We start from the raw sequence: 20,826 nt of genomic DNA, 5'->3' as shown, positions 1-20,826 counted from the left end.
GACACTCGCCACCCCCCTTCGACGGATGAACATATCTGCACGTCACGAGTTCGTGACTACCGGTACAACGAGCAAACCTCGATTGCGGTATTTACCTGCTACAACGTTCCTGATATGAAGTCAGTTCACATTCATGTCGAGGAGTGCGCATGGCCGGCACCGCACCGCCAACCCTGGCAGCCTGGTCCAACTGGGCCGGCAACCAACGCGCCACCGCCACCGCCACCCTGCGCCCCACCTCCCTGACGGACGTCGCCGACGCGGTACGCGCCGCCGCGACGACCGGGGACCGGATCAGGGCGGTGGGCAGCGGCCACTCCTTCACCGGGGTCGCGGTCACCGACGGGCTGCGGATGGAACTGGTTGACCTGGACACCGGAGTACACGTCGACGTCGATCGCCGACTGGTCACCGTACCGGCCGGGACCACCCTGCGCGCGCTCAACGACCTGCTCGCCGCCCACGGCCTGGCCCTGCCCAACCTGGGCGACATCGACGCGCAGACGATCGCCGGGGCGATCTCCACCGGCACCCACGGCACCGGCGCCGGCTACGGCTGCCTGTCGACGTTCGTCGAGGCGCTCACCCTCGTCACCGGCACCGGCGACGTGCTGCGCTGCTCGGCCGACGAGCACCCCGACGTCTTCGCCGCCGCCCGGGTGTCGCTGGGCGCGCTCGGGGTGCTCGTCGAGGTGACCCTGCGCTGCGTGGACGCGTTCGTGCTCCACGCCCACGAGCGGCCGGCACCGCTGGCAGCCGTACTCGGCCAACTGCCCGCGCTGGTCGAGGAGCACGACCACGCCGAGTTCTACTGGTTCCCCTACACCGACCGGGTGCAGGTCAAGACCAACGACCGGGTCCCCACCGACGACCGGCCGCTGCCCCGGTGGCGCGGCTGGCTCGACGACGAGTTCCTGTCCAACACCGTCTTCGCCGGGGCCTGCCGGCTCGGCCGCGCCGTGCCGGCGCTCGCCCCGGGCATCAGCGCCGTCTCCGCCCGCGCGCTCACCGAACGCCGCTACACCGGCCGCTCCGACCAGGTCTTCTGCACCCCGCGCCGGGTCCGCTTCGTGGAGATGGAGTACGCGCTGCCGCGCGACGCCCTCCGCGAGGCGCTCGACGCGCTGCGGCGGATCGTCGACGGGCTGCCGTTCAAGGTGCTCTTCCCGATCGAGGTGCGCTTCACCGCCGCCGACGACATCTGGCTCTCCCACGGCTACGGGCGCGAGTCGGCGTACGTGGCCGTCCACCAGTACGTCGGCATGCCGTACGAACCGTACTTCCGGGCCTTCGAGCAGGTCGCCGCGGGCCTCGGCGGCCGGCCCCACTGGGGAAAGCTGCACTGGCGCGACGCGGAGTCACTCGCGGCGGCCTACCCCCGCTGGGCGGACTTCCAGGCGCTGCGCGCCCGCCTGGACCCGCACCGCCTCTTCACCAACCCCCACCTGACCCGAACCCTCGGCTGACCCCGTCGGTGCTGCTCGCCGCTCGCCGCTCGCCGCCGAGCGGCGAGCGGCGAGATCTTGGCAGGAAACGGCCCCTCTGGGGGCCGGTAGCTTCCAAGATCTCGCTGCGGGCGTCAGCCCGACCAGCCCGCTCTGCGAAGTGCCGTGCGGAGCTGTTCGATGACCTCAGCCGGGTGGGCGCGGAGGGCCCAGGACGGGAATCGGAGGACGCGGTCCCCTTCGGCCCACAGGTCGTTCTGGCGGCGCATGTCGGCCCAGGCCGCACGCGGGTCCAGATGCTGGCCGCCGTCGATTTCGACGTGCACCTTCCACTCCTCGAAGTACGCGTCGAGGTAGCGGCGCCGTCCCGTGGCGTCGTACCTGATCTTCTGTCGAGTGGGTTCGGGCAGTCCGGCGCGGCGCGTCAGAGTCAGGAAGTCCAACTCGGCCAGCGAATGCGCCCCGCCGCCCGCGTCCGTGGCGACACTCAGGATCAGTTTCCGGCGACGCAGCCGTGGCATCCGGTCGAGGACCTCGCGCAGGTCCTCCTCGCACACGGTCCGTTGCTGAAAGCCTGCCGCAACGATCGCCCGGGCCTCCGCGTCGGTACGCGCCCACTGCGCCGCGTCCACGACCGACCGGGCAGGCATCGTCCGACGTGGCTGCCCGACCGCGAGCACGTCTCGCTCCGGCAGATGGGTCGTCCGGTGTGGCACCACTTGTTGCGGCAGTTCTCGTCGCCGGCCAGCCGGTAGCAGGAGATGGATCGGCCGGTCGGGAAAGCCGCGCAGACCTCCCGCCTGGGCGGCGGTGAGCCCACCGAGCAGCGCGCCCGGCCCGGCAGCCAGCACCGCGATCCACCGAAGCTGTGCGGGACCGACCGGCCCGTTGTGGGCGACGAAGACGGCACGGTGAACGTGTCGCCACCGCCTGCTGGTCACTCGATGCCGGATCGCCTTGCGGGACAGGTGTCGCAGCGCCTGGTCGAGACTGATCACCTCGTCCTGCCGGAAGAGCAACCAGGTCAACTCGTCGGCGTCGTCGCCGGGCACCGCCCGGCCCAGCGCCGCCAGGGATTCCGTGAAGCGCGCTCTCACGCCCTCCACCCTGCCGACGCGGCCCCGCCTCGCGCTGCCCCTGTGGACAACTCAGAAGATCTTGGCAGGCGGTGGCCCTTCAGGGGGCCGGGCCCTGCCAAGATCTCCTGCGGCGGCAGTTGCCGGCGAGCCGGTGGGCGGTCAGTCGGTGGTGGTGGTGGCCTTCTTGGGGGCTGCCTTCTTCGCCGGGGTCTTCCTGGCGGTGGTGGCCTTGGCCGTCGTGGTCTTCTTGGCAGCCGTCGACTTGGTCGCCGCAGCCGTCTTCTTCGCCGCCGTGGCCTTCTTGGCCGGCGCCTTCTTCGCGGGCGCCTTCTTCGCGGCTGCCTTCTTCGGCGCCGGCCCCTTCGCCCGCTTCTCGGCGAGCATCTCGGAGGCCTCCTCGATGCTCAGCGCCTCCGGGGTCTGGCCGCGCCGCAGCGACGCGTTGGTCTCCCCGTCGGTCACGTACGGGCCGAACCGGCCGTCCTTGATGACCAGCGGCTTCTCCGTCAGCGGATCGACACCCATCTCCCGCAGGGGCGGCGCGGCGGCCCGGCGCTGACGGGCCTTCGGGGCGGCCAGCAGGGCCAGCGCCTCGTCCAGCGTGACGGTGAACATCTTCTCTTCGGAGTCCAGCGAGCGGAACTCGTCACCCTGCTTGACGTACGGGCCGTATCGACCGTTGTTGGCGAGCACCTCGGCGCCGTCGGGGGCCACCCCGACCAGCCGGGGCAGGCTGAGCAGCTTCAGCGCCTCGTCGAAGGTCAGCGAGTCCGGCGACTGCGAACGCAGCAGCGACGACTTGCGCTCGCCGCTGGCCACGTACGGGCCGAAGCGGCCCGACTTGAGCAGGATCGGCTCGCCGGTGCCCGGGTCGTCGCCGAGCTTGCGCTCGCCCCCGCCGCCGAGGAACAGCTCGTGCACCTTCTCCGGGGTCAGCTCGTCCGGCGCCAGCCCTTCGGGGATCGGCGCGCGGTCGCCCTGGCCACCGCCCTCCTCGCCCTCGGCGGCCGGCCCCTGCTGCTCGCCCGGCACCGCCCGCTGGAGGTACGGCCCGTAGCGGCCCACCCGCACGACGACCTCGCGGCCCTCGTCGTCGGTGAACAGCGGGATCGAGTTGACGCTGCGCGCGTCGATCTCGTTGAGGTTCTCGGTGACCAGCTTCTTCAGCCCACCCGAGCGGGCGATGTCCTGGTCGCCGGCGCCGTTGGCGCTGCCGAAGTAGAAGGCGGTGAGGAAGTCGACGGCGGCGTGGTCACCGCCGGCGATCTCGTCCAGCTCGTTCTCCATGCTGGCGGTGAAGTCGTAGTCGATCAGGCGCGGGTAGTGCCGCTCCAGCAGGCCGATCACCGCGAACGCCAGGAAGGTCGGGATCATCGCCTGCCCGCGCTTGGTCACGTAGCCGCGGTCCTGGATCGTCTGCATGATCGAGGCGTACGTCGACGGGCGGCCGATGCCCAGCTCCTCGAGAGCCTTGACCAGCGACGCCTCGGTGTAGCGCGACGGCGGCTGGGTGTGGTGGCCCTGCGCGGCCAGCTCGTCGGCGGTGAGCGGCTGGTCCTTGACCAGGTTGGGCAGGCGCCGCTCGGCGTCCTCGGCCTCGGCGTTCTCGTCGTCGCTGGACTCGACGTACGCCCGCAGGAAGCCCGGGTCGGTGATGGTCTTGCCGGTCGCGCCGAAGTCGGCCTCCTCCTGCGCGGAGGAGACGGCGCGGATGCGCACGGAGACGCTGGAACCGACGGCGTCGGTCATCTGCGAGGCGATGGTGCGCCGCCAGATCAGCTCGTAGAGCTTGAACTCCTCGGCGGACAGTTCCTTGGCCACGTCGCCCGGGGTGCGGAAGTTGTCCCCCGCCGGGCGGATCGCCTCGTGCGCCTCCTGCGCGTTCTTCACCTTGCCGGTGTAGCGGCGCGGCTCCGGCGGCACGCTGCGCTCGCCGTACAGCTCGACGATCTGCCGGCGGGCCGCCGCGATGGCGGTCTCCGACAGGTTCACCGAGTCGGTACGCATGTAGGTGATGTAGCCGTTCTCGTAGAGCCGCTGCGCGGTGCGCATCGTCTGCTGCGACGAGAACCGCAGCTTGCGGGCCGCCTCCTGCTGGAGGGTGGACGTGATGAACGGCGCGTACGGGCGGCGGCGGTAGGGCTTCTCCTCGACCCGGGTGACCCTGAACGGCCGGCCCTCCAGGCGGGCCGCGAGCCCCCGGGCGCCGCCGGAGTCGAGGTGCACGACGCCGGCGCCGGCCTTCACCCGGCCGGTGGTCGGCTCGAAGTCCTTGCCGGTGGCGATCCGGTCGCCGTTCAGCGCGACCAGGGTGGCGTTGAAGGCGCGCGGCCCCTCGCCGGCGTTCGTCACGGCGAGCGTGGCCAGGATGTCCCAGTATTCCGCCGTGCGGAAGGCCATCCGCTGCCGCTCGCGCTCCACCACGATGCGCGTCGCCACGGACTGCACCCGGCCCGCCGAGAGCTTCGGCATGACCTTCTTCCACAGCACGGGCGAGACCTCGTAGCCGTAGAGCCGGTCGAGGATGCGCCGGGCCTCCTGGGCGTCGACCAGGTCCCGGTCGATCTCGCGGGGGTTGGCCACCGCGGCCTGGATGGCCGGCTTGGTGATCTCGTGGAAGACCATCCGCTTGACCGGCACCTTGGGCTTGAGCGTCTCCACCAGGTGCCAGGCGATCGCCTCGCCCTCGCGGTCCTCATCCGTGGCCAGGAAGATCTCGTCGACCTCCTTGGCCAGCTTCACCAGCTTGCTGATCTGCTGCCTGCGGTCGGCGGAGACCACGTAGAGGGCGTGGAAGCCGTTGTCGACGTCCACCCCGAGGCGGGCCCACGGCTCACCCTTGTACTTCGCCGGCACGTCGGCGGCGTTGCGCGGGAGGTCCCGGACGTGGCCGAAGCTGGCCTCCACGACGTACCCCGGGCCGAGATAGCCCGAGATCGTCTTGGCCTTCGCCGGTGACTCGACGATGACCAGACGGGTGGTTCCAGCTTTGCTCGGCACGTCTCTCCCCGACCTCACTCCTGCTCGTAGCCACCGGCGCCCGGTTCGGGCCGCTTTCGGCCCACCGGCCCCCGGCGCTCCGGATGTCCAACGTAACGCGCCGCCCGCATTTCGGGCTTCGCGGGCGGCAAACCGTCCCGCGGGGCGGCCTCTTTCTCCACCGGCGGCTGGACGTGCCGGACGGCGCCACCGTACACCGTGCGTGTGCCGCCGGGCGGGACACTGTGACGATGGCGGACCCTCGGCCGAGGCGTCACCCGGCCGTTTTCGCGAAATTGCGCACTTGCTGTCCCCCATCGGACACGCGGGTGCCGGAGTCAGGGGCGGGCCGGCCAGTCCGTCGCGGGGGCGGCGGGCGGCGGGTCGCCGACCAGCTCGGCCAGGCGGGCGAGCCGCCGGCGACCGGTGATCCGGTACGCCGGCCCGCCCTCGCCGGGCCCGAGCAGCTCCCCGGGGAGACCGACCGCGTCGAGTGCCCCGCCGACCGGTTGCCAGCACTCCTCGTCGGCGGCGCCGAGCCGGAGCAGGAAGCCGGACGGCTCGGCGGCCCCCGCCGCGGCGAGCCAGATCCGCAGCCGCCGCCCGTTGAGATGGAAGCCGGCCGGTGGTCGCTTGCCGGTGCCGCGCAGCCAGGCCGCCGCGAGCGGCTTCAGCGTGCGGGCGTACGAGGTGCGCACCGCGTGCCGCCCGTCGGCGGTCGCCTCCCAGGTGGCCGCCACCCCGCGCAGCGCCAGCTCGGCGACGAGCACGTGCACCCGCCAGGCGGCGTCGACCACGACCGAGAGCCGGGCCGTGCCGCCCATCCGGACCACCTCGCCCGGGCCGGCCAGCAGCCCGGCGAGGTCGGCGAGGGACGGGTCCGCCGCCTCCGCGCCGAAGAAGGTCAGCTGCCGGGCGGAATCGTCGGCGCCGGTCGGCGGTGGCGGGGCGGTTCGGCGGGCGACCGGCGCGACCCGGTCCGCGGGGGCCGGGAAGAGCACCGGCAGCGTCTCGCCGCCCGACGGGTCACCGGTCCCGCTCAGCGGCACTCCGGCACCTCGTCGAAGGCGCGTTTCAACTCCTCGGAGTTGAGCCGGCTGGTGTCGAGGGCGCTGGCGTCGTACTCCTTGTTGAGGGTGTCCACGGCGGCCCGGACGCCGTCGTAGAAGACGGTGGGTTGGCCGGTGCCCAGCCCCTCGATGGTGTCGCGGGCCTTGCCGTACGCGTCGCGCACCTTCGTCAGCGAGGCGCGGAAGCCCGCGGAGACCTCGGCGCCGTGCTCGGCCTCCGGGATGCCGGCCTCCTCGACCTTGCGCCGGGCGGTCTCGCTGGCCTGCTCCGCGCCGCCGAAGAGCCGCACCAGGTTCTCCTTCGCCTGCGCCGGGGTGGTCTGGGCGGTCATCTGCTGGTCGGTGCTGCTGGTCAGCTTGCTGATCTCGGCCCGCCACGGGGTCAGCGCGGAGCAGACCGAGGCCGCCCACGCCCGCGGGCTGGGACCGCCGCCGCAGCCGGCCACCACGAGTACGAGCGTGGCCAGGACCACCGTGAGCTTTCCGGCGGCTGCCGCCCGGCACGTGCGCATGCGTTGCAGCGTACGGCCTCTGTCGAGTCCCGGCACCGGACAGGTTTGCCGGGTGGACGGGCGGTCCCCGGCCGGCCACGCGGGCCGACCGGGGACCGGGACGTCCGGACGGATCAGGCGTTGACCGTCTCCGGCCGCTGGCCCGGGCTGCCCGTGCCCGTACCCGAGTCGGAGTCGGCCATCGCGACGCCCTTGCGCTTGCTGAACAGCACCGCCGCGACGATGATCAGCGTCGCCACCACGGCGATCCCCACCCGCAGGGCGGTGTTCCGCTCGTCGCCCACGCTCCAGGCCACCACGGCCGGCGCGATCAGCAGCGAGACCAGGTTCATCACCTTGAGCAGCGGGTTGATGGCCGGGCCGGCGGTGTCCTTGAACGGGTCGCCGACGGTGTCGCCGATGACCGTCGCGGCGTGCGACTCGGAACCCTTGCCGCCGTACGCGCCGTCCTCGACGAGCTTCTTGGCGTTGTCCCAGGCGCCGCCGGAGTTGGACAGGAAGACCGCCATCAGCGTGCCGGCGCCGATCGCACCGGCCAGGTACGCCGCCAGCGCGCCCGGCCCGAGGCCGAAGCCCACCGCGATCGGCGCGAGGATGGCGAGCAGGCCGGGGGTGATCAGCTCGCGCTGCGCGTCCCGGGTGCAGATGTCGACGACCTTGCCGTACTCGGGGCGCTGGGTGCCGTCCATGATGCCGGGCAGCTCGCGGAACTGCCGGCGTACCTCCATCACGACCGCGCCCGCCGAGCGGGAGACCGCGTTGATGGCCAGGCCGGAGAAGAGGAACACCACCGCGGCGCCGATGATCAGGCCGACCAGGTTGCGCGGGTTCGCCACGTTCAGCGAGTTGAGGATCTCGGCACCGACGTCGCCCACCCCGGCAGTGGCGTACGCGCTGCGCAGCGTGTCGGTGTACGAGCCGAACAGCGCCGTCGCGGCGAGCACCGCCGTGGCGATCGCGATGCCCTTGGTGATCGCCTTGGTGGTGTTGCCGACCGCGTCCAGTTCGGTCAGCGTCCGGGCGCCGTGCTCGTCGATGTCGCCGGACATCTCCGCCACGCCCTGGGCGTTGTCGGAGATCGGGCCGAAGGTGTCCATCGCGACGATGACGCCGACCGTGGTGAGCAGGCCGGTGCCGGCCAGCGCCACGGCGAACAGCGAGAGCGTGATGGAGCTGCCGCCGAGCAGGAACGCGCCGAAGACGCCGGCGCCGATCAGCAGCGCCGAGTAGACCGCCGACTCCAGGCCGACGCTGATGCCGGCGAGGATGACGGTGGCGGCGCCGGTCTGCGAGCTCTTGCCGATGTCCTGCACCGGGCGCCGGTTGGTCTCGGTGAAGTAGCCGGTCAACGCCTGGATCGCCGCGGCCAGCACGATGCCGATGACGACCGCGCCGATGGCGACCACCCGCGGGTTCTCGTCGACGTCGGTCAGCCCGCCCTCCAGCTCGGCGAAGGTGGCCGGCAGGTACGCCCAGGTGGCGATCGCCACGAGCACCGCGGAGAGGACCGCCGAGATGTAGAAGGCCCGGTTGATCGCGGTCAGGGCGTTGCGGTCGGAGGCGCGCAGCCGGGTGATGAAGACGCCGATGATCGCGATGAGCACGCCGATGGTGGAGACGATCAGCGGGAAGACCAGGCCCTGCTCGCCGAACGCGGCACGACCGAGGATCAGCGCGGCGACCAGGGTGACCGCGTACGACTCGAAGAGGTCGGCGGCCATGCCGGCGCAGTCACCCACGTTGTCGCCCACGTTGTCGGCGATGGTGGCGGCGTTGCGCGGGTCGTCCTCGGGGATGCCCTGTTCGACCTTGCCGACCAGGTCGGCGCCGACGTCGGCGGCCTTGGTGAAGATGCCGCCGCCGACCCGCATGAACATGGCGAGCAGCGCGGCGCCGAAGCCGAAGCCCTCCAGCACGGTCGGCGCGTCGCTGCGGTAGAACAGCACGACCAGCGCGGCGCCGAAGAGGCCGAGGCCGACGGTGAGGAAGCCGACCACGCCACCGGTGCGGAAGGCGATCTTCATCGCGGCCTCCCGGCCGCCCTCGCGCTCCCGGGCGGCGGCGGCGACGCGCAGGTTGGCCCGGGTGGCCAGCCACATGCCGGCGCCACCGATGAACGCGCTGAACAGCGCGCCCACGACGAAGAAGACGGACCGGCCGATCTTCACCGCCGTCTCGCTGCCGTCGGTGTCGTGCACCGGCAGCAGGAAGAGCAGCACCACGGCGACGACCACGAAGATCGCCAGGGTCCGGAACTGCCGCAGCAGGTAGGCCGAGGCGCCCTCCTGGACCGCGCCGGCGATCTCCTGCATTTTGTTGGTGCCCTTGCCGGCGGCCAGCACGGCCTTCGTCAGCGTGCCGGCGAAGGCGAGCGCCACCAACGCGATGACCGCGGCGATGACGACATACGTGACGTTGTTCCCGGTGAGGGAGATCCCGCCGCCCTCGGCGGCCAAGGTGTCGGACATCTGTGTCCTCCTGTACCGAACGCTCGCGCCGGCCGGTGGAGACGCACCGCCCGGCGCCTGGATGCGGAGTCGCAAGCGCGCGCCACCCCACCCCGGGCGGACCAGCGATGAACAACCGTTCCCGCTGGCTGCGGGATGGATCACTTGCTGACAACCCGCGTACTGTAGCCCTCCACAGTGTTGGAGGTCACACCGAGGGGGCACCCCGGGCAGATGATCTCCGTCGCTGTGTTATGAGGAAAAATCTGATATAGGGACCCATCCATGCCAGCGAGGCCGCACCCGACGGGACGCGGCCTCTCACGGCGTACGACGCCCTCGGCGAGGGCGGTGGAGGATCAGCTCAACGGCCGACGGGCCAGACCATCCGCACCTCGGTGCCGACGCCCTCGTCGACCGGGCGGACCTGGAGGTCCTCGACGAAACCGGCCAGCAGCGCGAAGCCGACGCCGGTGGTGAGGTCGTCCTCGTTGAGCGACTCGTTGGCGAGCTGGTCGGCGTTCAGCGCGGCCAGCCCGAGACCGGCCTCGATCGGCGCGCGGTCGACGACGCGCACCGCGTACGACCCCGCGTCGGACATCTCCACGAGCACAGGCTCGGACACGCCGTACTGGCGGTGCAGGGCGACCGCGCGGGTGCACGCCTCACCGATGGCCAGCCGTACCTCGTCGAGCAGCTCCTCGCGGACCCCGGCCCGCCGGGCGACCGCCACCCCGACCAGGCGCGCGGTGCGCACGTGCACCGGAGCCGGCGAGAAGGAGAGCTTGACCGTGGCCATCAGACGCCGGTGCCGGCCGGGTCGGTGCCGATCGCCGCGTCGACCGTGGGATGCAGCGGGAAGACCTGGTCGAGCGCGGTGATCCGGAAGATCTTGAGCAGCGGTTCCTTGTCGCAGACCAGCGCGAACGAGCCGCCGGCCGCACGCAGCCGCTTGAGCGCGCCGACCAGCACGCCCAGGCCGGTGGAGTCGAGGAAGTCGACCCGCCCCAGGTCGACCACGACGTGGCGGGCCCCGCCGTCGACCAACTCGAGGAGCCGTTCCCGCAGCCGGGGCGCGGTGTAGACGTCCACCTCACCGCCGACCTCGAGCACCGTGTGCTCGCCCACGGTGCGGGTCGCCAGCGACAGCTCCATCGGTCCTCCCTCGCAAGAGCCGTAAACTCTCCTGGGCATCTAACCATCCCCGCCGGACGGCGGCTCTGCTCACCGGCGGAGCCTCCCCTTACCCCGGCCCCCCGTTTTCCATCTCCGAACACCAGTGCGAGAGTGCAGGACGTGACCTCCGACGACGTCAGCTCGGCGCGTCCGTCGCCGCGCCAGTCGCCGTGCCACGACCTGAGGCCGTCGTCCGCGGCCACCGTAGTCGCAGGCACCGGTCCGGGGCGAACGCCGGCCGGGCTGCTGGGCCGGCTGCGCGCCCGCACCGGCGCCGACCCGGTCACCCACGTCGAGCGGGTGCCGGCACGGGCCGGCGAGCCCGCCCCGTGGCCGGACTGGGCGCCGCAGGAGTTGCGCGCGGCGTTCGCCCGACGCGGTGTGGTCGCGCCCTGGCGGCACCAGGCGCAGGCGGCCGCCCTGGCGTACGACGGCCGGCACGTGGTCGTCGCCACCGGCACCGCCTCCGGCAAGTCCCTGGCCTACCAACTGCCCGCGCTGGCCACCCTGCTCGCCGACCCCCGGGCCACCGTGCTCTACCTGGCGCCGACGAAGGCGCTCGCCGCCGACCAGTTGCGCGCCGTCGCCGCGCTGGAACTGGAGGGGGTACGTCCCGCCTGCTACGACGGCGACACGCCGCGCGCCGAGCGGGAGTGGATCCGGAAACACTCCCGGTTCGTGCTGACCAACCCGGACATGCTGCACCACGGCATCCTCCCCGGGCACGCGCAGTGGTCCGGTTTCCTGCGCCGGCTCACGTACGTGGTGATCGACGAGTGCCACACCTACCGCGGGGTCTTCGGCTCGCACGTCGCGCACGTGCTGCGCCGGCTGCGGCGGCAGTGCGCCCGGTTCCGGAGCACCCCCGTCTTCGTGCTGGCCTCGGCCACCTCCGGCGATCCGGCGACGGCGGCCGGGCGGCTCACCGGGCTGCCCGTCACCGCCGTCACCGAGGACACCTCGCCGCGCGGCGGGGTGACGTTCGCGCTCTGGGAGCCGCCGCTGCTGCCGCCGGACTCCGCCGCCGACCAGCAGGCCGACCTCACCCAGGTCCGCCGCTCGGCGCTGCGGGAGACGGCCGACCTGCTCGCCGACGCGGTCGCCGAGGGCGTGCGCACGCTGGCGTTCGTACGCTCCCGGCGCGGTGCCGAGGTGGTCGCGGCGAACGCCCGCCGGTCCCTCGACGAGGCGGTGCCCGGGCTCGGCGACCGGGTGGCCGCCTACCGGGCCGGCTACCTGCGCGAGGAGCGGCGCGAACTGGAACGGGCGCTGCTGCACGGCGACCTGCTCGGGCTGGCCTCGACCAACGCGCTGGAGCTGGGCGTCGACCTGGTGGGCCTCGACGCGGTGCTGATCTGCGGGTACCCGGGCACCCGCGCCTCGCTGTGGCAGCAGGCCGGCCGGGCGGGGCGCTCCGGGCAGGAGGCGCTCGCCGTGCTGATCGCCCGGGACGACCCGCTCGACACCTATCTCGTGCACCACCCCGAGGCGGTCTTCGGGCGGCCGGTGGAGGCGACCGTGCTCGACCCGGCAAACCCGTACGTGCTGGCCCCGCAGCTCGCCTGCGCGGCGGCCGAGGCGCCGCTGACCTCCGACGACCTGGCACTCTTCGGCGACGGGGCGAAGGAGGCGGTGGACCACCTGGTGGCGGCGGGCGCACTGCGGCAGCGGCCGACCGGCTGGTACTGGCGGCACCGGGAACGACCGGAGGTGGACCTGCGCGGCGAGGGCGGCGCGCCGGTCTGCGTGGTGGAGGCGGCGACCGGGCGGCTGCTGGGCACCGTCGACGGGGGTTCGGCGCACTTCCTGCTCCACCCCGGCGCGGTCCACCTGCACCAGGGCGTCTCGTACGTGGTCGACTCGCTCGACCTGGCCGACGGCTGTGCCCTGGTGCACCCCGAGGAGCCGGACTGGTCCACCCACGCCCGCGACGTCACCTCGCTGTCGGTGGTGTCGGTGCGCTCGTACGTCGACGCCGGCCCGGTCGGGCTCTTCCTCGGCGAGGTCGACGTGACCAGCCAGGTGGTGTCGTACCAGCGGCGGCGGATCGCCACCGGTGAGGTCATCGACACCCGCCCGCTGGACCTGCCGGCCCGGGAGCTGCGCACCGTCGCGGTCTGGTTCACCCTGTCGCCGTTGTCGCTGACGGCCGCCGGGGTGCAGCCCGCCGACGTGCCGGGCGCGCTGCACGCCGCCGAGCACGCCGCGATCGGCCTGCTGCCGCTCACCGCGACCTGTGACCGCTGGGACATCGGCGGGCTCTCCACGGCGGTGCACCCGGACACCGAGGCCCCGACGGTCTTCGTCTACGACGGGCACCCGGGTGGGGCCGGCTTCGCCGAGCGCGCGTACGGGACGGCGGCGGCCTGGCTGCGCGCCACCCGGGACGCGATCGCGGAGTGCGGCTGCGAGGCGGGCTGCCCGTCCTGCGTGCAGTCCCCGAAGTGCGGCAACGGCAACAATCCGCTCTCCAAGCCCGACGCCGTCCGGGTGTTGGACGTGGTGCTCGCCAACCTGCCCCACGGCGTGCCCCCGGAACGGCCCGACGACCGGGACGCGGGCGTGACCGGCGGGCCTCGCACGGGTCGGCCCGACGACCGGGACGCGGGCGTGACCGGCGGGCCTCCCGCGGGTCGGGGCGACGTCCTTCCGGGCGACCCTCCGGTGCCGGGGGAACGCGTCGCTCCGGACGACGTCGCCCCCGGTGGCCCCGCCTTTCCGGAGGGCTCTCCGTCCCAGGTGGTGGAGGCGGGTTCGGGGGGCGCCCCCGTCCCGGGTGGTGGAAAGCAGGCATAGAACCTCTTCAGTCGGGGCAACCAAGACGTGGGAGCGCTTCCATCGCTGCTCGCGGACTCGTAGCCGTGCATCCCGTCGAAGGAGGAGTCGTGGCCGACACCATCGCCGAGACCGTCGACCTGCTCTACACGATCGACCAGGAGAAACTCACTCCCGACCAGCAGATCGCCCTGGGCACCGCGCTCGCCAGCCTGGCGCAGGCCGAACGCCTGGAACAGATCAACGAGCGGCTGCGCAGCATCCACCAGGTCCTGAACGCGTGGGCGCTCAAGGCGACCGTCGACGGGGGCCGGTGAACCTGGCCCGCACGGATCCAGGGGATCGCCGCGCGACGGCGTCGAGGCGGGCGGCCGGGGCGGCGCGGCACCGCAGGGGCGGGCGGAGGGCGACCGGCAACCACCGAGTCCTGGCGGGCGGTGCGGCGTGACCTGCGGGGCGGGCCGCGTCACCTGTCGGCGGCGGTGCGGTTGAAGCTGTGCGACACTCCGGCGACCCCTCGAAGGAGAACTGATGCAACTCGACAACTTGCAGGCTCAGCAGCAGTTCCACATCCGGCAGCGGCTCCGGATGATGGTCAACCAGTACGAGGTCCACGCCGTCGCGCCGGACGGCTCCGAAGGTGGGCTGCTCGCGTTCGCCCAGCAGAAGCGGCTCGCCTTCAAGGAGCAGGTGACGATCTACACCGACGACTCGAAGCAGCAGCCCCTGCTCGGGTTCAAGGCCCGCCAGCGCCTCGACATCGGCGCCACGTACGACGTGACCGACCACGCCGGCAACCCGATCGGCCTCTTCCGCAAGGACTTCGCACAGTCCCTGCTGCGGTCCACCTGGCACGTCGAGCAGCCCGGCCTGCCGCAGGTCACCGGTCAGGAGCGCAGCATGCCGGTGGCGCTGCTGCGCCGGTTCGTCGACTCGCTGTCCTGGCTGCCCTACCACTTCGACTTCGTCGCCGGCGGTCAGCCGGTCTTCTCCGTCATCAAGCAGTGGGGCCTGCGCGACCGGTACGTCGTCCAGATGCACAACCCGCAGGTCGACCGCCGCCTCGTGATCGCGATGGCCGTCGCCCTCGACGCCCTCCAGGGACGCTGACCCACCCGGGTCGGGGTGCCGACTCCCGTCGCCCCGGCCCCGGTCGCGTCCAGCGCGGCGGCCCCGGTCGCGTCCAGCGCGGCGGCCCCGGTCGCGTCCAGCGCGGCGGCCCCGGTCGCGTCCGGCCGGCGCGGTGCCACCACCCGGAGGGCCCCTGTCGGGTCTGGTCGTGCCGTCGACGAGCCGGCGGTGACGGGGACCGTCGTCGGGCGGCGCCGGTTGCCGCTCAGCCACGGACCGGACCGGCGCGAGCGCTGGCCGTCGCCATCCGCGCCAGGCCGGGTAGCGGAGTGACGGCGACCTCCGCGGTCACCAGGACGTCCAGACCGTCGAGCCGACAGGCGAGCAGCCGCCCACCGTTGGCACCGGCGATCTCGGCAGCCCGACCGCAGGCCGCCGGCTCGCCCAGGAGAACCCGACCGGCACCGGCGAGCGCGCCGAAGTCCGCCGCCACCCGGGCCTGCTGCCGGGCCGTGCGGGCCGCACCGACCGCAGCGCCGAACAGACCGACCATGACGAATGCCAGCCCCACGGCGAGCAGGCAGACGGTCGCACCACCACGCTCCCCCGTACGCCTCACCGTCCTACCCCCACTTCCACCCTTCCCCGCGCCTGGGTCCTTCCGCCGCACCGCCGCCGCGCTTCGCCGTGCCGCCGCACCGCCGCCGGACCGCCGCCGCGCTTCCGCCGTGCCGCCGCACCTCCGTCGGACCGCCGCCGCGCTTCCGCTCCCCCCGCGCTCGCCGCACCTTCGCCGCGCCGCCGTCCTGCTGGTCGATGCCTCTCGCCGGCCCGGGTCACGGCCCGTCCTCCCACGGCTCGACGGTCGGCGTCGGGGGCTCCGCCGCACCGGGCTGCGCGACGCCCTGCTCCGCGACGCCCGGCTCCATGACACCGGGTTCCGTGGCGGCCACCGCCGTGGCGGTCACGGAGATCCGGGGTAGCCGGGAGCCGAGCGCGCGTACGGGCGCCCGGACGGTGGCCACGACCCGCTGGCCGTCGACGGTGACGGTCACCTCCGCTCCCGGCGGGGCCGCACGGCTGGCTGCGGCAGCCCCGTCAGCGCCCCGGGAGGCGGCCAGCGCCGCCTCCCGGGCCGCGTGCAGGCAACCCGCCTTCGTGCCGACGGCGTTGACCGCCGACAGCCCGGCGAGCAGGAGCAGCAGGAGCGCCGGCAGGCCGGCCGCCAGTTCGGCGGTGAAGGAACCCCGGTCACGGCCGGCCGGCCGGCGCCGGATCACTTGAGTGCCCGGTCGATGACGGCGGTCAACGCGGACTGCACGTTTCCGGAGGTCAGCACCTTCAGCAGGATTCCGGCGAAGGCGACCGCAGCCAGGGTGCCGACGGCGTACTCAGCGGTGTTCATCCCGGCGTCCCCGCGCAGGCGGGCGAGCAGTTTGCGCACGTTCTGGTCCTCTCTCGATGGGTGGTCAGAGCACGTCGCCGAGGACGGCGACGATCACCGGCACCAGGCCGGCGAGAATGAAGGCCGGCAGGAAGCAGAGCCCCAGCGGCAGGACGATGAGCACGCCGGCTCGGCGGGCGGCCGCCTCCGCCGCCGTGGACCGGTCGGCACGGAGGTCGTCCGCGAGTCGGGTCAGCGCGCCGGCCAGGGCGGCGCCGCTGTTCGCGCTGCGCAGCACGGCGGCTGTCAGTCGGTCGGCCCCCGGCACCGCCGCGAGCGGAGCCCACGCCTCCTCGGGGCCGCCGCCGAGCCGCAGCAACCGGCCGACCCGGGCGAGCCGGTCGGCGAGCGGCCCGTCCAGCGCCCCCGCCACAGCCAGGATCGACCTGTCCACGGGCGCCCCCGCCCGCATCGCCGCCGCCAACAGGTCGGCGGCGAGCGGAAGATCGGCCGCCTCCCGTAGCCGCCGGTTCCGTACGGCCGGGGGCTCGATCCGACGGAGCGACCGGTCGAGCAGCAGCGTCGTCGGCACGGCCGCCACCACCCCGGGCCAACCGCCGACGACGACCGCCACCGCCACGCCGCCCAGACCGGAGGCGACGCGGATGGCGTCCGGCCGCCGTCGGGGACGGACGCCGCCGGTCGCGGCGTCACCGGGACCGACCGGTGGGCGCGGCGGGACGGCCGGATGGACGCCGGCGGGCGCCCTGCGCAGGGCGCGCAACCTGCGCAGGGGCCGCCGGCCGGCCGCGAGCGTCGCGGCGAACAGGACCGCCGCCGCCAGGAAGCCCACTGTCAGCGCCACCCCCGGCATCAGCTCGTCCGTCCTGGCGTCGCGCCGAGCCGCTCGGCCCAGAACAGCCCCGCGACCTGGAGCGCGATGGCGACGATCGCGCACGCACCACCGATGGGGGTGTGCAGCAGCACCGCCACCGGATCGACGCCGATGCCGTAGCCGAGCCCGATGCCGCCGAGTGGCAGGGCGGCGAGCAGCAGGGCGGTGGCGCGCGCCCCGGCCGCCTGGGCCTCCGCCGCAGCCAGTCCACGGTCGGTCGCGCGGGCGTCCGCCTCGATCCGCTCCAACAACTCCGCCAGCGGCGCACCCGTCTGGTCGGCGAGGCGTACGGCGGCACCCGCCAGTCGGTCCAGCCGCCCCGGCCCGCCCCGATCGTCGCAGGCGGCCTCGTCGCCCACCGGCATCCCACCGTCGGTGCCCGTGGTGCCGGGGATGAGCCGACCGGCGGCGACCGGTACCGGCAGGCCGGCCCGGAGGTCCGCGGCAAGCCCGCAGAGCTGGTCCAGCCGGCGCCGTCGGGCCCGGACGGCGTACTGACCGGCCTTCCGCCTGAGCAGCGCGCGGGCGGCCAGCGTGCCGTAGGCGCCGACGGCCACCGCCGCGACCGGACCGGCCAGCAGCAGGCCGACTCCGGTGCCGGCCGACGCGGCGAGTAGCAGGGTGCGCCCGGGTGACTCCGTCAGCGCGCCCGACCGCGGCCACGTCGGTCGCCGGGTCTCGCCGGGCGGCTCGGTCACCGCGTCGGGCCGGCGGGAGGGGGGCGCAGTCGGCGCGGGCGTTCCACCGGGCCGTCGGGCGTCCCGCCGCGCGGGTGGCCGGAGCCGACCGGGGTCGCCGCCACCAGGTCTGGCCGACCCCGCCGGTCGCGTCGCGCCACCGTCGTCTCCGGCCGGCCAGGGCCAGGGCGATCGGTCGGCCACGTCCCGCGACGCCCAGCTCGCCCCGCCTTCCGCTTCGCGCTGACCTTGGCGGACGCGGCTGACCGAGGCGTCCGGGCTTGCCGAGGGCCGCCCCGGACGGACCCGGGGTTCGTCGGGCGGCTCCTGGCGGTCGACGGCCCGCGCGACGCCCCCGCACGTGTGCGCCGCCGCCGTGCTTTCCGCGCCCTGATCGGGTGTCCGGCGCAGCTCGGTGATCCAGGCGACGAGCGGGTCCTCCGCGCCGGTGCGCGCGCTCGCCCCGGTGCCGGCGGCGGCCAACACGCCCCGCCGGCTTCGACCACCACGCACCACCCCGGCCACCAGCATCGCCGCAGCGAAAGCCGGGAGCAGCGCCACCAGCGCGTACGGGGCGGTCACCGCGGTCCCGCCGATCCGGGCCACGGCTCGGTCAGGACCGGCGGCACCGGTACGGCCCGTTCCCGCAGCAGCGCGGCGAGCGCCGGTGCGGCGAGGTCGGGCCCGCGCCCGCGTACCCAGGCGGGAACCGCCGTGACCAGTCGGTCCGGGCCCTCCGGCAGGAGCAGGCAGACCGACTCCAGCACCCGCCCCTCGGCACTCCGGCGCACCTGAAGCAGCACCTGGAGCGCTGCGGCCACCTGGGCGTGGAGCGCCGGGCGGGGCAGCCCGCCGAGCATCCCGAGGGCCTCCAGCCGCGCCGGCACGTCCGACGGGGCGTTGGCGTGCAGGGTGCCGGCACCTCCGTCGTGGCCGGTGTTCAGGGCGGCGAGCAGGTCGACCACCTCTCCGCCCCGGCACTCGCCGACGACCAGCCGGTCGGGCCGCATCCGCAGGGCCTGCCGCACCAGGTCGGTGAGCCCCACCGCACCGGAGCCCTCCACGTTGGCCGTCCTCGCCTGCAACCCGACGACGTGCGGGTGCCGGGGGTGCAGCTCGGCCGCGTCCTCCACCAGCACGATCCGCTCGGTGACCGGGACCAGCCCGAGCAGCGTGTTGAGCAGCGTCGTCTTGCCCGAGCCGGTGCCGCCGGTCACCAGGTACGCCAGCCGGGCCGCCACCACGGCGGAGAGCACCGGCGCCACCGGGCGGGGCACCGTCCCCCGGCTCACCAACTCGTCGAGGGTGAAGGGCCGCTGCCGGAAGGTCCGCAGGGACAGGTAGGGCCCGTCGGTCGCCACCGGCGGCAGCACGGCGTGCAGCCGGGTGCCGTCGGGAAGCCGGGCGTCCGCGTACGGGGAGCCGTCGTCGAGCCGTCGCCCGGCGCTGGCGGTGAGTCGCTGCGCGAGCCGGCGTACGTCGTCGACCGTGCCGAGCGGCACCGCGACCTGGTGCAGGCCCCGCCCCCGGTCCACCCAGACCCGCACGCCGTTGACCAGCACGTCGGTGACCTCCGGATCGGCCAGCAACGGGGCGAGCGGACCGGCTCCCACCAGGTCGTCGTGCACCTGGTCGGCCATCCGCAGCACGGCGGTGTCGCCGAGCACGGCGGCGGTGGGCTCCGCCCGTACGGCTGACACGATCGCGGCGGGGGTCACCGGCGCCGCCGCGGACGCGATGCGCTGGCGCACCCGCGCGGCGAGGGTGTCGCCCTCGGACGGTCCGGTCATGCCGCACCCGCCGCCGGCGCGCCGGTCAGCTCGGCGACGATCCGCTGGCAGAGCACGGCCAGCGGACCCCGGCCGTGCGCGGCCGGTGCCTCGCCCCGCTCCAGCCCGCGGGCCAGCGCCGGTTCCGGGCGCAGCGTGCCGGCCAGCGGCAGCCCGAGCGCCCGGGCCACCTCCGGCGCCCCGAGGCGGCCCGGCGCCGGACCGCGCACGATCACCGACATCGTGGCGCAGTGCGGGGCGGCGGCCGCCACCACCCGGGCCGCCGCGGCGGTGGCCCGCAGCTCGGCCGGAACCATCACGTAGACCTGGTCCGCCGCCTGCAACGCGGTCACGGCCGCGTCGTCCAACTGCCGGGGCAGGTCCACCACGACGAAGTCCCGACCCCGTCGGGCGGCGTCGACGGTCGCCGCCATCGCCTGGGCGGGAAGGGCGAGCAGGTCGCCCCGGTCCCAGGAGAGCACCACCAGGTCGCCCCGGCTCGGCAGCGCCCGCACCAGCGCCGGCGCGTCCACCCGGCCGTCGGCGCCGGTCAGCGCCGGCCAGCGCAGCCCTTCCAGCTGCTCCCAGCCGAGCACCAGGTCGAGCCCGCCGCCGAGCGGGTCGGCGTCGACGAGCAGGGTACGCAGCCGGGCGCGGGCGGCGGTGACGGCGAGGCCGCCCGCCAGGATGCTAGCGCCGGCGCCGCCCCGCCCGCCCAGGACGGCGACGACCCGGGCGCCGTTCCGCTCGACGCCCTCCGGCCCGCACTCGGCGAACCGGTCGACCAGCCAGGGCTCGGCGGCCGGCAGCGTCGCCACGTGCTCGGCGCCGATCAGCTCGGCGACCTGCCAGCCGGGGTCGAGTTCCCCGGACCGCCCGACCAGCACCATCCGGGGCCGCTGCGGCAAGCGCGCCCGCAGGCAGGGCTGGGCCTGGTCGGCGCCGACCAGCACCAGCGGGGCGGGCAGCCAGCGGGTGCGGGCGGCGGCGGGGTCGGCGGCGAGTTCCACCTCGACGCCACCCGCCGCGGCGAGCCGGAGCAGGTCGTCGAGCAGGTCGCCGTCCGAGGTGACGAGCAGCGGCAGGGGCCGGTGCGGCGGGACGGAGGTACGGGGTGGCATCGCGGCCTCCAGCGGTCGGGGTTGCTGACCCGAGACACTGCTCCGGCAGCACCCCCGGCACCGCCCCGTCCCCACTGCCTGTGGACAGCCGCACGCGCTGTGGACAACGCCCGCCGAGCGAGTCGATCTGCTATGGCGTACCGCACGCGCTTCCAGCCCCGGAAACACGTCAGCTACCGCGACGGCGGCGCGGGCTCCGGCGCGGGCCGCACGATCGACGCGGAGGCCAGGACTGGCCGTGACACGGCGCCGGGACCTGGGAGCCGCCCCGCGACCAGTCGGCCGCCGCACCGGCCGGCGCCCTGAAGGCGGCGTCATCGTCTCGTACGGGTGGAAGGAACCGCCCTTGCCGGGAGGGCCGCGGGCCGCAGGCGCGGCGACCGCCTCCGCCCGACGAAGACCGGAACTGCCGGGTCCGCCATGCCC

17 protein-coding genes and 1 pseudogene are annotated in these 20,826 nt (G+C 74.4%); 4 read left to right on the top strand and 14 right to left on the bottom strand.

The genetic code is table 11. From position 1 onward, the window contains the following. The first annotated feature begins 149 nt into the window (after positions 1–149). Positions 150–1,466: a D-arabinono-1,4-lactone oxidase gene (locus KBX06_RS05545; protein WP_210833096.1), complete on the top strand. Its 1,317-nt coding sequence runs from the start codon at positions 150–152 to the stop codon at positions 1,464–1,466. 113 nt (positions 1,467–1,579) lie between these two features. Here KBX06_RS05545 and KBX06_RS05540 read toward each other — a convergent pair whose 3' ends face one another. The 7 genes from KBX06_RS05540 to KBX06_RS05510 form a co-directional block, all read right to left on the bottom strand. After that, on the bottom strand, positions 1,580–2,497 hold the full coding sequence (locus KBX06_RS05540; RefSeq protein WP_307854438.1) for a DUF559 domain-containing protein: 918 nt from the start codon (positions 2,495–2,497) through the stop codon (positions 1,580–1,582). 186 nt (positions 2,498–2,683) lie between these two features. Continuing rightward, a complete protein-coding gene (topA, locus tag KBX06_RS05535; protein ID WP_210833095.1) occupies positions 2,684–5,524 on the bottom strand; it encodes a type I DNA topoisomerase in 2,841 nt (946 codons plus the stop codon). 317 nt (positions 5,525–5,841) lie between these two features. Continuing rightward, positions 5,842–6,552: a hypothetical protein gene (locus tag KBX06_RS05530; protein ID WP_210833094.1), complete on the bottom strand. Its 711-nt coding sequence runs from the start codon at positions 6,550–6,552 to the stop codon at positions 5,842–5,844. After that, positions 6,543–7,085: a hypothetical protein gene (locus KBX06_RS05525; protein ID WP_210833093.1), complete on the bottom strand. Its 543-nt coding sequence runs from the start codon at positions 7,083–7,085 to the stop codon at positions 6,543–6,545. The genes KBX06_RS05530 and KBX06_RS05525 overlap by 10 nt, the downstream gene beginning before the upstream one ends. Before the next feature lie 113 nt (positions 7,086–7,198). Further along, on the bottom strand, positions 7,199–9,553 hold the full coding sequence (locus KBX06_RS05520; RefSeq protein WP_210833092.1) for a sodium-translocating pyrophosphatase: 2,355 nt from the start codon (positions 9,551–9,553) through the stop codon (positions 7,199–7,201). A gap of 343 nt (positions 9,554–9,896) precedes the next feature. After that, positions 9,897–10,331 carry an ATP-binding protein gene (locus KBX06_RS05515; protein ID WP_210833091.1) on the bottom strand — a complete coding sequence of 145 codons (435 nt, stop codon included), beginning with the start codon at positions 10,329–10,331 and terminating at the stop codon, positions 9,897–9,899. Further along, positions 10,331–10,687, bottom strand: coding sequence for an STAS domain-containing protein (locus KBX06_RS05510; RefSeq protein ID WP_210833090.1), 357 nt, complete (start codon positions 10,685–10,687; stop codon positions 10,331–10,333). The genes KBX06_RS05515 and KBX06_RS05510 overlap by 1 nt, the downstream gene beginning before the upstream one ends. A gap of 141 nt (positions 10,688–10,828) precedes the next feature. Here KBX06_RS05510 and KBX06_RS05505 point away from each other — a divergent pair. The 3 genes and pseudogenes from KBX06_RS05505 to KBX06_RS05495 form a co-directional block, all read left to right on the top strand. Continuing rightward, positions 10,829–13,234 (top strand): annotated as a pseudogene (locus KBX06_RS05505) (DEAD/DEAH box helicase); the annotation flags it as partial. Between the two features lie 359 nt (positions 13,235–13,593). Next, positions 13,594–13,800, top strand: coding sequence for a hypothetical protein (locus tag KBX06_RS05500; protein WP_121397051.1), 207 nt, complete (start codon positions 13,594–13,596; stop codon positions 13,798–13,800). A gap of 214 nt (positions 13,801–14,014) precedes the next feature. Then, positions 14,015–14,593, top strand: a complete 579-nt coding sequence (locus KBX06_RS05495; protein WP_210833089.1) for a hypothetical protein — start codon at positions 14,015–14,017, stop codon at positions 14,591–14,593. A 226-nt stretch (positions 14,594–14,819) separates the two neighbouring features. Here the strand turns inward: KBX06_RS05495 and KBX06_RS05490 are convergent, their stop codons facing one another. The 7 genes from KBX06_RS05490 to ssd all read right to left on the bottom strand — a co-directional run bounded on the left by KBX06_RS05490 (position 14,820) and on the right by ssd (position 20,400). After that, positions 14,820–15,224 carry an Rv3654c family TadE-like protein gene (locus tag KBX06_RS05490; RefSeq protein ID WP_374225576.1) on the bottom strand — a complete coding sequence of 135 codons (405 nt, stop codon included), beginning with the start codon at positions 15,222–15,224 and terminating at the stop codon, positions 14,820–14,822. Between the two features lie 166 nt (positions 15,225–15,390). After that, the gene (locus tag KBX06_RS05485) at positions 15,391–15,834 is read right to left on the bottom strand and encodes a TadE family type IV pilus minor pilin (protein ID WP_307854436.1); all 444 of its coding nucleotides are present in this window, start codon (positions 15,832–15,834) and stop codon (positions 15,391–15,393) included. Further along, on the bottom strand, positions 15,831–15,959 hold the full coding sequence (locus KBX06_RS05480; protein ID WP_208418639.1) for a DUF4244 domain-containing protein: 129 nt from the start codon (positions 15,957–15,959) through the stop codon (positions 15,831–15,833). The genes KBX06_RS05485 and KBX06_RS05480 overlap by 4 nt, the downstream gene beginning before the upstream one ends. A 64-nt stretch (positions 15,960–16,023) precedes the next feature. Then, positions 16,024–16,797 (bottom strand): type II secretion system F family protein, encoded by a 774-nt coding sequence (locus KBX06_RS05475; protein WP_247685308.1) that lies wholly within the window; start codon positions 16,795–16,797, stop codon positions 16,024–16,026. 14 nt (positions 16,798–16,811) lie between these two features. Continuing rightward, a complete protein-coding gene (locus tag KBX06_RS05470; protein WP_374225575.1) occupies positions 16,812–17,531 on the bottom strand; it encodes a type II secretion system F family protein in 720 nt (239 codons plus the stop codon). 557 nt (positions 17,532–18,088) lie between these two features. Beyond that, positions 18,089–19,300, bottom strand: a complete 1,212-nt coding sequence (locus KBX06_RS05465; protein ID WP_210833086.1) for a TadA family conjugal transfer-associated ATPase — start codon at positions 19,298–19,300, stop codon at positions 18,089–18,091. Next, entirely contained in the window at positions 19,297–20,400 is a 1,104-nt protein-coding gene (ssd, locus tag KBX06_RS05460; RefSeq protein WP_210833085.1) for a septum site-determining protein Ssd, read from the bottom strand. Before ssd ends, KBX06_RS05465 begins: the two co-directional genes overlap by 4 nt. Positions 20,401–20,826 lie beyond the last annotated feature (426 nt).

Source organism: Micromonospora sp. C31 (assembly GCF_018070575.1).
Classification (GTDB): domain Bacteria; phylum Actinomycetota; class Actinomycetes; order Mycobacteriales; family Micromonosporaceae; genus Micromonospora.
This window is presented reverse-complemented; position numbering and strand designations above follow the sequence as displayed.